The organism is Malonomonas rubra DSM 5091, assembly GCF_900142125.1.
GTDB classification, from domain to species: domain Bacteria; phylum Desulfobacterota; class Desulfuromonadia; order Desulfuromonadales; family Geopsychrobacteraceae; genus Malonomonas; species Malonomonas rubra.
Genome location: NZ_FQZT01000001.1, coordinates 252,581 through 265,335, shown reverse-complemented (window position 1 = coordinate 265,335; position 12,755 = coordinate 252,581). Strand labels below are relative to the sequence as shown.

Genomic DNA, 12,755 nt, shown 5'->3' with positions numbered 1-12,755 from the left:
TTCGTGGCTAAAAAAGTAGCTCTATTACAGGGGAACACTGCTTGCGCCCTGGGCGCTGTTTACGCAGGCTGCACATTCTTTGGCGGCTACCCCATTACTCCCTCTACCGAAGTTGCGGAAGTTATGTCTGAAGAACTTCCGAAGGTCGGTGGAAAGTTCATCCAGATGGAAGACGAAATCGCTGCTATGGCGTCGGTTATCGGTGCTTCCTTGACCGGCGCTAAAGCGCTGACCGCTACCTCCGGTCCGGGTGTTTCTCTCAAGCAGGAATTGATCGGTTACGCATGTATCGCTGAGACTCCTTGCGTTATTATTAACGTCATGCGTGGTGGTCCTTCGACTGGTATGCCGACTGGCCCGGGTCAGTCTGACGTTATGCAAGCACGCTGGGGTACTCACGGTGACCACGCTGCTATTGCTGTTTGTCCTGAGTCCTGTCAGGAGATTTTCACCGAGACTGTTCGTGCTTTCAACCTTGCTGAGAAATATCGTATGCCGGTTCAGGTCCTGTTCGACGAGATCGTTGGTCACATGCGTGAGCGTATCGAGTTCCCTGAGCCAGGTGAACTTGAAGTTATCGACCGCGCTGCACCGACCTGCGCACCGGAAGATTACAAACCGTACGACGCCAAGTCGGACACTGATGTTCCGCCGCTGGCAGCATTCGGTTCTGAGTATCGTTTCCATGTCACCGGTCTGAACAAAGCTGCTGACGGTTTCCCGACAACAAAAGCTGAATTGGTCGATTTCGAAGAGCGTCGCCAGATCGCAAAGGTTGAGTGTGAGGCCGCACGTGCCGACATTGAGTCGAATGAAGAATATAAGTGCGATGATGCTGACGTCATCATTCTCGCTTACGGTTCCAGTGCTCGTTCCGCACGCTATGCTGTTAACGAGTTGCGTGAAGAGGGTATTAAGGCCGGCCTGTTCCGTCCGATTACTCTCTGGCCTTTCCCTGAAAAGCGTGTAGCTGAGCTTGGTAAGCAGGCAAAAGCCATTGTTGTGCCTGAAATGAACCTTGGTCAGATGATTTTTGAAGTAGAGCGTATCGTTAAAAGCGATTGCAAGCTGGCTGGTGTTAATCGTGTTGACGGTGATCCGCTCACCCCGGGTCAGATTATTGACCAGGTGAAGGAGGTACTCTAAATGGCTTACGATTACGAAAAGTCTATCCGCCCCGGTAAGCTGCCGCACATCTGGTGCCCGGGTTGCGGTCACGGAATTGTTATGAAAGGTCTGATCCGTGCCATGGATACCTGTGGTCTGGAGAAGAACAATACTGCCCTTGTTTCCGGTATCGGTTGCGCTAGTCGCCTTCCAGGTTACATGGATTTCTGCACTCTGCACACCGCTCATGGTCGTGCAGCCGCATTCGCTACTGGCGTAAAGATGTCCAAGCCGGAAATGACCGTTATCTGCTGTGGTGGTGACGGAGACGGTACCGCTATCGGTGGTAACCACTTCATTCACGCATGTCGTCGTAACATCGACATGACCTACGTGCTGCTGAACAACCACATCTACGGTATGACTGGTGGTCAGTTCTCTCCATGTACTCCGACTGATGCCAAGGCTTCAACAACTCCTTACGGCAACCCGGATCCGACATTTGATATCAGCAAGCTGGCAATCGGCGCCGGTGCAACCTTTGTTGCCCGTACTACCGCTTTCCACGCCACTCAGATTGACAAGCTGATCGCTGAAGGTATCAAGCACAAGGGTATGTCGGTGATTGAAGTTGTTGACGATTGCCCGACCACTTACGGCCGTCGCAACAAGTTCCGCAGCGTTGTTGATATGATGAAAGTTCTCAAGGAGACTGCTGTTCCGGTTGCTGCTGCTGCCAAGATGAGCGCCGAGCAACTTGAAGGCAAGATTCTGACCGGTGTCCTCTACAAAGAAGACAAGCCCGAGTACTGCGAGCAATATAAGAAGATTATTGATCGCGTACAAGGTGCCTGATCACACCCATAAGGAGAATTGAATCATGAGTGAAAGATATGAACTTCGGTTTTCCGGTGCTGGTGGTCAGGGTCTGATCACCGCCGGAATTATTCTGGCTGAAGCTGCTTCTATCATTGAAGGTAAAAACGCTGTTCAGTCCCAGAGCTACGGCCCTGAGGCACGTGGTGGTGCTTCCAAATCTGAGGTTATCATTGGCGACAAGCCGATCGATTACCCGAAAGCAACCATCGTTGATGCCTGCCTGGCAATGACCCAGGAAGCTGCTGACAAGTATGCTAATGGTATCAAGTCTGGTGGCATCTTGCTTCTTGACAGCGATTTTGCTCCGAAGGCACCGGAAGGTGACTTCAAGGTTTACTACCTGCCGATTATGCGTCTTGCCAAGACTGAAATCGGTCGTGAGATCGTTGCCAACGTTATCGCGTTGGGTGCCATGATCGCTATGACTGGTGTTGTTTCTCGCGAATCTGGAGAGAAGGCCGTTCTTGCAAAGGTTCCGGAAGCTTTTGTTGACCTGAACAAGAAAGCTTATGCACTTGGTTACGAAAAAGCCCAGGAATTGCTCGCTTAGTAAACGGCTTGCTGGTTCTTGACAAATAAGCTATAAAAAGGCTCGGTGATTTTCATCGAGCCTTTTTATTTTTTCGCCACGAGTTACAAGGAGTTGTCATGAGAAAGATTTTCATTATTCTGTTGCTGCTTCTGGCTGCAACCACTGCTTTTGCGCAGGATGCACTGAAAACCGAGCAGGCCAAGCTGGGATATGCTATTGGCATGAATATCGGATTGAACATGAAACAACAAGAAATTGATGCTGAACCCGACCAGATTGCCGCAGGGATGATGGCAGCTCTGAAGGGGGAAGATACTTTGCTGACCGAGCAGGAGATGGCTCAGATTCTCACTGCCTATCAGCAGGAAATGCAGATGAAGCAGATGGCAGCAGCTGCTGCCGCAGCAGAGGAAAACGCAAAGGCAGCTGAAGCTTTTCTCGCCGACAATGGCAAGAAAGATGGCGTGAAAACCCTGCCAAGTGGTTTGCAGTACAAAGTTATTTCTGAGGGAAAGGGTGCTTCGCCAAAGCCGGAATCGATGGTTGAAGTTCACTATAAGGGAACCCTGGTCGACGGCACCGAGTTCGACAGCTCCTATAAGCGCGGCGAACCGGCAAGCTTTCCTGTTGGTGGTGTGATTCCAGGCTGGACCGAAGCTTTGCAGTTGATGAAAGAGGGAGCAAAGTGGGAGTTGGCTATTCCTCCTGCGTTAGCCTATGGTGACCGTGGTGCTCCACCGGTGATCCCGCCGAACTCGGCTTTGGTTTTTGAAGTTGAACTGCTGAAGATTAAAGAGTAAATCGAAAAGACATTTGTTCTTTTGCGGCCCCACCGGACTTGTTCTGGTGGGGTTTTGTTTTGCTTGAAATTGTTTTTTCTGAGTGTGTTTTCTTGCGATTTCTGCAAGTTTTCTTTGCCGCTTCCGTTTGCTGTAAAGGCAGAAACTGACTGCTAACGATTAAAACGATGCTAAGTAAAAACAGTAGTTCAAACATCTTTCTCTCCTTGGCTTGTGTGTGGCTTCAGTATTCAGCTTATGTGTGACAGAAAATGACATCAGTGTCTTTTGGTTATGGTTTTTCTACGCGTTTAATAATGCGGCAATTTGGCTATTCGAATCATTGACGGTTACCTTAAAATCGTATACAGTATGCAATGTTTTGCGCCCGTTCAGGCTGTGAGAACCTGCGAGCGAAATCATCTATGGCTTAAGTCTTTAGAGCAGCTTTCGCTGCAAACCATGAATATGGAGGAGAGAGAATGATTGATGCTTATTTGAAACATGAAGAAGAGCGTAATGCCCAAGGGATTCCAGCTCTGCCGCTGAGCCCAGAGCAAACAGAAGGGCTGTGCGAACTGTTGCAGAACCCGCCTGCAGGAAAAGACGATTTCCTGATGAACCTGTTTACCGAACGGGTCTCCCCGGGTGTTGATCCTGCTGCGGAAGTCAAGGCTGCATTCCTGGCCGATATTACGACTGGCGCCAAGAGCTCCCCGCTGATCAATAAAGTAAAGGCTGTGCAGATTCTCGGTACCATGATCGGTGGCTACAATGTTCAGCCTCTGATTGCTGCTTTGAGTGATGCTGAGTTGGCCGATGAGGCTGCTACTGCTCTGTCCAGCATGACTTATGTTTATGACGCAGCTCAGGACGTTATTGCCCTGTCGAAGAGTAATGCTGCCGCCAAGAAGGTGGTTGAGAGCTGGGCGAATGCTGAGTGGTTCACCAATAAGCCCGAACTGGCAGAAACCATCAAAGTTAAAGTCTTTAAGGTCGAAGGCGAAATCAACACTGACGATTTCTCCCCGGCTGGTGACGCCTGGAGCCGTCCTGACATCCCACTGCATGCGTTGGCAATGGGTAAAACCCGTTTCCCTGGTGGCATCGAAGAAATTGCCAAGTGGCGTGCCGAAGGTCATCAGGTCGCTTTTGTCGGTGACGTTGTTGGTACCGGTTCGTCCCGTAAGTCGGCTTGTAACAGCGTCCTCTGGTGTATCGGCGACGATATCCCGGCAGTTCCGAACAAGCGTCGTGGCGGCGTGATCATCGGTGGCGTTATCGCTCCGATCTTCTTCAATACTGCTCAGGATTCTGGTGCCCTGCCACTGCGTATGGACGTTACCCAGCTGAACATGGGCGATGTGATCACCATCAATACCGCTAAAGGTGAAGTGACCAACGAAGCTGGTGAAGTGGTTTCCACTTTCGAAATCAAGCCGGATACCGTTGCTGATGAGTACCGTGCTGGTGGCCGGATTCCTTTGATCATTGGCCGTTCGCTGACGACTGAGGCTCGCGAAGCTTTGGGCATGGGCGAAACTGATGTGTTCACACCGGCTGACAACCCGACTCCGAAAGCAGGACAAGGCTACAGTCAGGCACAGAAGATTGTCGGCCGCGCCTGTGGCGTTGAAGGTATCCTGCCGGGTACCGCTTGTGAGCCGCTGATGACCACCGTCGGTTCTCAGGACACCACTGGTCCGATGACCGCTGACGAGATCAAAGAGTTGGCTTGTTTGCGCTTCAAGTCGCCGATGGTTATGCAGTCTTTCTGTCACACCGCTGCTTATCCGAAGCCGGCCGACGTTAAGATGCATAACAACCTGCCGAAATTCATCTCCGATCGCGCCGGTGTGCCGCTGCGTCCGGGCGACGGTGTTATTCACAGCTGGTTGAATCGCCTGCTGGTTCCAGATACCGTTGGTACCGGTGGTGACTCCCACACCCGTTTCCCGATTGGCATCAGCTTCCCGGCCGGTTCCGGTCTGATCGCTTTTGCCGGTGCTCTCGGTTTCATGCCGCTCGACATGCCTGAGTCGGTCTTGGTTCGTTTCAAGGGTGAGTTCAATGAAGGTATTACTCTGCGTGATGCCGTCAACGCGATTCCTTACTACGCCATCAAGCAGGGCCTGCTGACCGTACCGAAGAAAAATAAAGTTAACATTTTCAACGGTCGTATCCTTGAAATGGAAGGTCTGCCGAACCTGTCGGTTGAGCAGGCTTTCGAGCTGACTGACGCCGCTGCCGAGCGTTCTGCTGCTGCCGGCTGTATCCAACTCTCCGAAGACAGCGTCTGCACTTACCTGCGTTCCAACGTTGCCCTGATGAAGAAGATGATTGAAGAGGGCTATCAGGATGCAGAAACCCTGCAGGGCCGTATTGATGCCGTCAACGAGTGGCTGAAGGATCCGAAGCTGATCCGCGCTGACGAGAACGCCGAGTACGCTGCCGTGATCGAGATCGATCTGGCTGAGATCACCGAACCGATCCTGGCGTGCCCGAATGATCCGGATGATGTCAAGCTGCTCTCAGACGTTCAGGGAACTCCGATCCAGGACGTTTTCCTCGGTTCCTGTATGACCAACATCGGTCACTTCCGCGCTGCCGCCGAAATCTGGCGTGGTGAGAAGTTCAATCCGAGCGTTCGTACCTGGGTTTGCCCACCGACCCGCATGGATCAGCAGCAGCTTAAGGATGAGGCTGTCTACTCGGTTTTCAGTGCTATGGGCGCACGTCCGGAAATCGCTGGCTGCTCGCTTTGCATGGGTAACCAGGCTCGTGTTCCTGATGGTGTGAACATGTTCTCCACCAGTACCCGTAACTTTGACGACCGTATCGGTAACGGTGCCCAGGTTTACCTCGGCTCCGCTGAACTCGGTGCAGTGACCACCAACCTTGGCAAGCTGCCGACTCCGGCTGAGTACCTGGCTGCCTACAAGGAGAAGGTCGCACCGAAGAAGGAAGAAATCTACAAGTACCTTCAGTTTGACGAGATGGAAGGTTACGGTAAGTAAGGTCGATTTCTGATCGATAACAAAAAGGCCGCTCCGGTTTCGGGGCGGCCTTTTTTATAGCTTGAAATATTGGAAAAAACAGTCTATTCGAACTGTTCCCGGAAAATCTTGAACTCTTCCTTTAAGCTCGCTAGCTCTTCTTTAAGTAGCCTGACGTCTTCTTCCAGGGTGGAAACGGTGCTACTGGTCGTCGTTTGTACCACGGTCCCTGATTGGTTTAACTCCTCTTCGTCAACAGGGCCGCTGAGAAGGTGGGCATAACGGTGCTCTTTGCGGCCGGGCTGACGAGCCAGTTTGGCCACCATCGGTGGCTCTTTATCGATCAGTTCCTGCACGCTTTGTTCGACTCTTGTCAGCTCTTCGAAGCGAGCCATGCGGTCGCAGCGAGAGCGTAGTTCGCCCGGAGTCTGGGGACCACGCAGCAGCAACTCCGCCAGAATTGCCAGTTCGTGATCATCAAGATAAAGTTTTTCCCTTAAAATATGACGAAATTTTATGACGCGACTACCAGCATCTTGCGATTGCATCGCCAAGCCTTTTTTTCGCAATGATTCGACGGCCTCCATCACGTCAGCTTCTTCCAGTTGCATGACTGGATTACGGTTCGATTTCTGGTTGCAGGCGTTTGTCAGGGCGTTGGGACTGAGCGGGTAATAGTCTGGCGTAGTCATTTCTTTTTCGATAAAAGCGCCGAGTACGCGGGCTTCGATGACCGATATATCAATGTCCATAATTTATTTCTCTCCTGAAGATTTCAGACTGCGACGCAGCCAATAGTGGATTATTGTAATCGCTAACGCCAGCAGGACCAGCAGGCCAAAACGAGCAGTCATACTTTGCGCTTGTTCCCAGCTTGCTCCGCCCAAATAGCCAAGACCGGGATAGACGATTCCCCAGAGGGCAGCGCTGATGACAGCATAAATGCTGAACAGTTTTGCAGGCATGTTCGATAAGCCTGCAATAAAAGGGGTAATGCCACGAATTGGGCCGAGAAAACGAGCGAAGAAAACACTTTTTCCGCCATGGGAGCAAAAGAAAGTTTCTGATTGTTTAACCAGCATGCGGTGCTTACGAAAACTTCTGGTCAGCAGCAATTTGCTGCCAAAATGGCTGCCCAGCCAAAAGCTGAGGAGGTCACCCAGCAGAGCACCGCTTGCAGTAAGGAGCATGATGGGAAAATATAACCCTTTGCCTTGGAATGCGAGGAAACCAGCCAGAACGATAAGGGTACTGCCAGGCATAAGTAGGCCAAATATCGGTAATGACTCGATGAATGCAATCGCCAGGAGAAGGAAATAGTAACTGTTTCCTGCCGGTAAAAGCTGGATACTCTGATGTAACCAGTCATTCATGTTATTTCAGTTCCGGCTCAAATTGTTTCTGCCATTGGTCAAAAACAAAAAGTTTCTCTTTGCCGAATTTACGCAGTGTTTTGCGAACTTTTTCGAGAGATTTTTCATTGCCTCGATTTTTCTCGCTTTTGGAATAGAACAGGTCTGCATAGCAGATAATCTTTTCCTCCAGCGAGACAGGCAGCATATCCCGTTTCGGTAATGGAAGCTTTTGGTTTTCGATTTCTTTCGCCGTTAAACCGATACCGATGTGGCGCTCACAAACCAGCGCATGACGCTCAAGGCCTTCCTTTTCAAGAATATTCCGGCCTTCGATGCCGTGCTGCAAGTAAGAACCGGAACCATGGCAATCGAGTTCGGGCGTGTCTGTTCGAATCATTCCGATATCATGCAACATGGCTGCCTCAGCGATAAATTGCAGATCGGGCTGTGCCGTCGATTTCAGGTTGCGTGCTATTTTTAGCGCCCGTCGACTGACCTGTCTGCTGTGTTCCAGAAGGATCTGGCGAGCTCGAGGTGAGTCGGCATAATACTTGTTGATGAGTGCGACTGGACGTACCGGAATTTTCATTTGCTGTCTTTAGCCGGGGGGACAATTTCGGTAAAACTGTTGGCAATATCCTGAAAAAACGGCAAAAGTTCATCAAATCGACTGGATGGATATTCGAGAGAAAGGATGAAGTCCCGCTCTTGCCCTTTAATCGCTATGGTCAAACGGCCATATTTCTTGTCATGCCCCAACAATTTGAGAGCATCTCCAGAGGGTAGTTCGATCTTCTCAACTTTCCCGCTTTCAAGTTCCGGAACAGTCGAGAGATAATTACTCAGTAGATCGGTCAGTTGTTTTTCCGTGTCGGAAAGCCGGCTTCGAATTAACATAACTCCTGCTCCGCGATCTTTACTCTGTAGATCTTTGATTTCCCACCGAACGGTGTCAGCACTGTATTTCGGCGATGAGACCGGTGTTTGCAGACGTTCCCAGTTCAACGGATGCTTGATGGCGAAGCTGAGCCGCGCGTCAATGTACAGCTGCTCGTTAACGTCATTTCCCGGTTGCTGTTTGGCAACGGATGAAATGCATCCTGTGAGCAAAATACCGATGCAGCTGAAAAGCAGAAGTCGGATCAGCTTGCGGCCCATGCTTAATCGTTCCAGGTGATGCAGGCTACTGGGCAATTATCCATCGCTTCTTCAATTTTTTCCTCAGTGTCACCAGTCGGGTTGTGAATTCCGGCTTTGTGTTCCGAAACCATTTCAAATACTTTTGGGCAGATGCGGGTACAGGTTTCGCAGCCTATACAAGCTTCAGCGTCAAGGTAAGGTGTTCTTTGCATGGGATATGTCCTTTTAGACGAAGTATTGGGTTCTCTGATTAGTAATTATCTAACATTTTCAGTGAGCTTATAAAGCCTAGATTTCATTTTTTTGCTGAATTATGATGATTTTATATTGTTAATGTTTTGTTATTTTATTTGAAGTGATACCACGTTTATGGAGATATGGCTTGCGACGAAATGCTGGTTTGCGAAGTGAAGTTTTGTTGACCCTTACCTTGCTGATGGGCGCTGCTCTGTTGTTTGGCGGAGTTTTGTTGCTAAGGTTGTCGGAAAAAAGTCTGCTTGAACAGCGTGTCGTTCAGTTGAACGCACTAACGCAGACACTCGGCATGGCGATGTCGCAGGCTCACGCTGGTGTTTCGCTGGAAAAAAGCGAACTGATGCAACGATTACCACAGGAGCTCGGGGTTGCTGGATGGTGGATTTACGATCGCAACCTCGAATTGTTGCACTCAGATGTAAACGGAGATTTGAAGCCTTTTACTCAACCGCGTTTGCAGCAAGCAAAACTCTTGCAAGACCTGCAGCGTGAGATTTCGTTTCCATCTCTTCTCGACCTGTCAGGCAGTCCGCAAACTTTTGCTCACTATGCAGTCCCCTTGCTAGAGGAAAATCGTTTCCGAGGGATCTTGGAAATTCACTTTTCTCTCGATGATATCCGTTATCGATTACTGTTTTCGCAGAAAGTCATTTTTGCTTATGTCGTTTGCTACGGCATTGTTCTCGTTTTAATTGGATACTATCTGCTTCAGAGAAATGTCATCAGCCCCGCTCGTAATTTGCTAAAAGCCACGGAGGCTGTTGGCCGTGGCAGCTTGGAAACACGGTTGCCGGTTGCTGGCCCACAGGAGATTGCAAGCCTGGCAGATGCCTACAATAAAATGGTTGAAGCATTACAACAAAGCCGCAATGAAACTCAATCTCATATCGATATGCTGCAGAAGACGAATCTCGAACTGAAGCAGGCTAGGGATGAGCTGATTCGTAGCGAAAAGCTGGCATCAGTCGGGCAATTAGCTGCAGGACTGGCTCACGAACTTGGAAATCCTTTGGCCGCGTTGATCGGCTACCTGGAAATTTTGAAAAACAGATTGTCGGCAGATGATAGCGAAATAGTAAGTTGCTCTTTAACAGAAGCGGAACGGATCGATTTTCTGGTTCGAGAGTTGCTCGACTTTTCGCGACCTTCATCTGATTGCATCGAAGAGCTTGATCCTGTCGAAATTTTAAGGGATACGGTCGGATTACTCCAGAGGCAGGGCGCCTTGGATACGATCAAAGTCATAGACAGGCTTCCTGATGAGTCTGATGCTGTTCGCATGAGTCGCCACAAGCTTCAACAGTTATACGTTAATCTCCTTTTAAACGCAGTGCATGCATGCTCGGGTGAGGGTGCTGTGACTTTGAGTGCGGACAATATTGAGGGTTCGCTCTCAATTCAGATTGAGGATAGTGGCTGTGGTATTGAACCCGAAGAGTTAGATAAAATTTTTGAACCTTTTTATACCAGCAAGAAATCCGGAGAAGGAACGGGTCTTGGTCTTGCAATCTGCCATAGAATTGTTGATGAGGCCGGTGGTAAGATTTCTGTTGATTCGAAAGTTTCTGTCGGCAGTTTGTTTCGAATTGATCTACCTGTCGTTTGATGTTGTGCAAAGTTTGCAAAGCAACAATGTATATATTGCACTTATTTCTTTATTGGCGCTAACCTTTGGTCTATAACCTATCGCAATGATAGGCTTAGATTGAGTTTTTGTTTCGGCATTTTTATTGCGTAAATTTTTTATAATGTTAACTTTATGTTACGTTTGTTTATAGGGGATATTAAATGATGAAGTGTCTGCTCTTAAGGAAATTTTCCTCCGATAACTCTGGTTTTACCTTGGTTGAGGTTCTCGTTGCTTTGACAATTTTCTCCATTGGTCTGCTGGCACTGGCTGGAATGCAGATAACGGGGATTACCGGCAATACCAGAGCACAGTCACTTACAGCGAAAACGGCACTGGCCGATGGTGTCGTTGAAGAGTTCCTCGCAATGGACGGAGATGATGCAAACCTGTTAACGGCCGTGACAGACAGCGCATGGACAACTGTTGACATTGAGGGAGCAGGAACGTGCAATGTCCTTGTTTCTGTAGTTGTTGACCCTGTTATTGATGGAACAACTCACACCGGTTTGTCACAAATCACGGTAACAGCTTCAAACCCTAAGCCACCGAATGTTGTTAAAACCGTTATGAAGCGGAGGTTCTAAATATGTGCCGTCCGTTGTGTTTGCAGAAGCCGAAGGGTTTTACCCTTATAGAAGTTCTTGTTGTCATGGTCATTATGGGGTTAGTGGTGATTGCAGCCATGGGACTTTTTATTGACAACAAGAAAACCTCAGCGACTACAGAAGAGGTCGTTGATGTCCAGCAGAACCTGAGGATTGCGTTAGAAACTCTTGTGTCTGATATCCGCATGGCAGGATTCCTTATTCCAGCCGATGAAAATCCAATTACAGGTGCACCAAATATCTTTGGCATTGATGCTAACCGCGATGGCGATTTGGATGATACCGATGACGTCGGTAATTTTTTCACCTTGCAGACCAGTTCTTCTCTGCGAGCCTATGCTCGTGTCGTTGATGAGGCGTTTTCAACCCCCACAGTGACGTTGGAAGTTGAAGACGTGATGGAGGATGCTTTCGCTTCCGGTCAGTGGATTAAGGTCATCCGCCCTTCGACATTAGAAGATTTGAGTCCTGGTGAGAACTGGGCAGTTACAGCTGTTGATTCTGGGGCCAATACGATTTCAGCAACCGATACCGGGGCTGGAGGAAGTTACGTCAGTGGAGCAATTCAGGCGGGGGACATGGTTGTTCGTAAACAAAATGGAGAAGCTTACCCTGCTGTTGTCAATTACTGGTTGCGGCCGACGCAAAATGCTGGGACCAATAACTTCGAACTGGTTCGCCAGGATGATGTTGGCGCCAGTGTTGTTGCCAACTTTATCAGCGCCATTGATCTGACCTACTTGATGGAGGATGGCACTGAATCGAATGCACCTGCGGTTGCGAATCTTGATCAAATCAAAGCGATCAGAATCGTCGCCTCTGCGCAAACGGATAATACGAAAACCGGTTTGGATGCTTATTCAGGAACAAAAACACGTACGCTGCGAACTGTTGTCAAGATTCGCAATGTCATGGGGGATTAACCATGAAATTACTGAAAGTTAAAAAGTCTGGAGAAGTTCTCGGTAATGAAAAGGGTTTTGCCCTGATTCTGACTATGAGCATGCTGACGGTTTTAAGCATTACCGGGGTGATGGTTTTGAATACGACCGACACTGAACTGAAGATAACCAGTAATGCTCGTGCTAATAGTGAGGCATTTGTCGCTGCCGAACTGGCGGTCGAATATGCTCAGAATAAAGTCATCCTCGATCCAGGCTCTATTGCAGCAGGCACAAATTATGACCTTATTGATGACGATAACGATATTGCAGACCTTTTGCCCGATGGAATGGAGCTTGAGGTTAATGGCAGAAACGAAATCGATTTTTACACCGGTCTGCCTCCAGCAGGCATGTCGAATCAGACAAGCACAGATGCCTATATCAGCAACATTTATCGGACCAGCAATTCGACGGATACAGGTGATGGTGGCGATGCTGCATATTACCGGGTCTCGGTTGAGGCGAGAGCCAGAGATCGAGCAGCTGCACGGGTAGAAACTCTCTTTGTTAATCGTGGTGGTCAGGTTTTTTAA

The 12,755-nt window shown here is 49.2% G+C and carries 15 protein-coding genes; 9 read left to right on the top strand and 6 right to left on the bottom strand.

Annotated features, from left to right (window positions below):
- The first annotated feature begins 3 nt into the window (after positions 1 to 3).
- From BUB13_RS01185 to bamJ, 4 genes are all read left to right on the top strand, one after another.
- Positions 4 to 1,146, top strand: coding sequence for a 2-oxoacid:acceptor oxidoreductase subunit alpha (locus tag BUB13_RS01185; RefSeq protein ID WP_072904920.1), 1,143 nt, complete (start codon positions 4 to 6; stop codon positions 1,144 to 1,146).
- Positions 1,147 to 1,962, top strand: a complete 816-nt coding sequence (locus tag BUB13_RS01180) for a 2-oxoacid:ferredoxin oxidoreductase subunit beta (RefSeq protein ID WP_072904919.1) — start codon at positions 1,147 to 1,149, stop codon at positions 1,960 to 1,962.
- A 25-nt stretch (positions 1,963 to 1,987) separates the two neighbouring features.
- Positions 1,988 to 2,536, top strand: a complete 549-nt coding sequence (locus BUB13_RS01175; protein WP_072904918.1) for a 2-oxoacid:acceptor oxidoreductase family protein — start codon at positions 1,988 to 1,990, stop codon at positions 2,534 to 2,536.
- 98 nt (positions 2,537 to 2,634) lie between these two features.
- Positions 2,635 to 3,318 (top strand): BamJ family beta-barrel-assembly machinery protein, encoded by a 684-nt coding sequence (gene bamJ / locus BUB13_RS19320; RefSeq protein WP_072904917.1) that lies wholly within the window; start codon positions 2,635 to 2,637, stop codon positions 3,316 to 3,318.
- On the opposite strand, the gene BUB13_RS01165 is transcribed toward bamJ, so the two are convergent.
- Positions 3,308 to 3,514 (bottom strand): hypothetical protein, encoded by a 207-nt coding sequence (locus tag BUB13_RS01165; RefSeq protein WP_072904916.1) that lies wholly within the window; start codon positions 3,512 to 3,514, stop codon positions 3,308 to 3,310. The genes bamJ and BUB13_RS01165 overlap by 11 nt on opposite strands.
- Positions 3,515 to 3,779: 265 nt before the next feature.
- On the opposite strand from BUB13_RS01165, the gene BUB13_RS01160 reads away from it, so the two are divergent.
- A complete protein-coding gene (locus BUB13_RS01160) occupies positions 3,780 to 6,314 on the top strand; it encodes a bifunctional aconitate hydratase 2/2-methylisocitrate dehydratase (RefSeq protein ID WP_072904915.1) in 2,535 nt (844 codons plus the stop codon).
- Between the two features lie 83 nt (positions 6,315 to 6,397).
- On the opposite strand, the gene BUB13_RS01155 is transcribed toward BUB13_RS01160, so the two are convergent.
- The 5 genes from BUB13_RS01155 to BUB13_RS01135 are packed head-to-tail and all read right to left on the bottom strand — an operon-like array spanning position 6,398 to position 9,000.
- Complete coding sequence (locus tag BUB13_RS01155; RefSeq protein WP_072904914.1) at positions 6,398 to 7,045, bottom strand: YceH family protein; 648 nt, start codon at positions 7,043 to 7,045, stop codon at positions 6,398 to 6,400.
- A 3-nt stretch (positions 7,046 to 7,048) separates the two neighbouring features.
- Complete coding sequence (locus tag BUB13_RS01150; protein ID WP_072904913.1) at positions 7,049 to 7,666, bottom strand: DedA family protein; 618 nt, start codon at positions 7,664 to 7,666, stop codon at positions 7,049 to 7,051.
- 1 nt (position 7,667) lies between these two features.
- The gene (locus BUB13_RS01145) at positions 7,668 to 8,237 is read right to left on the bottom strand and encodes an HD domain-containing protein (RefSeq protein ID WP_072904912.1); all 570 of its coding nucleotides are present in this window, start codon (positions 8,235 to 8,237) and stop codon (positions 7,668 to 7,670) included.
- A complete protein-coding gene (locus tag BUB13_RS01140; protein ID WP_072904911.1) occupies positions 8,234 to 8,806 on the bottom strand; it encodes a hypothetical protein in 573 nt (190 codons plus the stop codon). The genes BUB13_RS01145 and BUB13_RS01140 overlap by 4 nt, the downstream gene beginning before the upstream one ends.
- Positions 8,807 to 8,808: 2 nt before the next feature.
- Positions 8,809 to 9,000 (bottom strand): ferredoxin, encoded by a 192-nt coding sequence (locus BUB13_RS01135; RefSeq protein WP_072904910.1) that lies wholly within the window; start codon positions 8,998 to 9,000, stop codon positions 8,809 to 8,811.
- 170 nt (positions 9,001 to 9,170) lie between these two features.
- Between BUB13_RS01135 and BUB13_RS01130 the strand changes: the two genes are divergently transcribed.
- The 4 genes from BUB13_RS01130 (at position 9,171) to BUB13_RS01115 (ending at position 12,755) form a co-directional block, all read left to right on the top strand.
- Positions 9,171 to 10,649: a sensor histidine kinase gene (locus BUB13_RS01130; RefSeq protein WP_072904909.1), complete on the top strand. Its 1,479-nt coding sequence runs from the start codon at positions 9,171 to 9,173 to the stop codon at positions 10,647 to 10,649.
- Positions 10,650 to 10,831: 182 nt separating this feature from the next.
- A complete protein-coding gene (locus BUB13_RS01125; protein WP_072904908.1) occupies positions 10,832 to 11,257 on the top strand; it encodes a type IV pilus modification PilV family protein in 426 nt (141 codons plus the stop codon).
- A 2-nt stretch (positions 11,258 to 11,259) separates the two neighbouring features.
- Complete coding sequence (locus BUB13_RS01120; protein WP_072904907.1) at positions 11,260 to 12,201, top strand: PilW family protein; 942 nt, start codon at positions 11,260 to 11,262, stop codon at positions 12,199 to 12,201.
- Between the two features lie 2 nt (positions 12,202 to 12,203).
- Entirely contained in the window at positions 12,204 to 12,755 is a 552-nt protein-coding gene (locus tag BUB13_RS01115) for a pilus assembly PilX N-terminal domain-containing protein (protein ID WP_072904906.1), read from the top strand.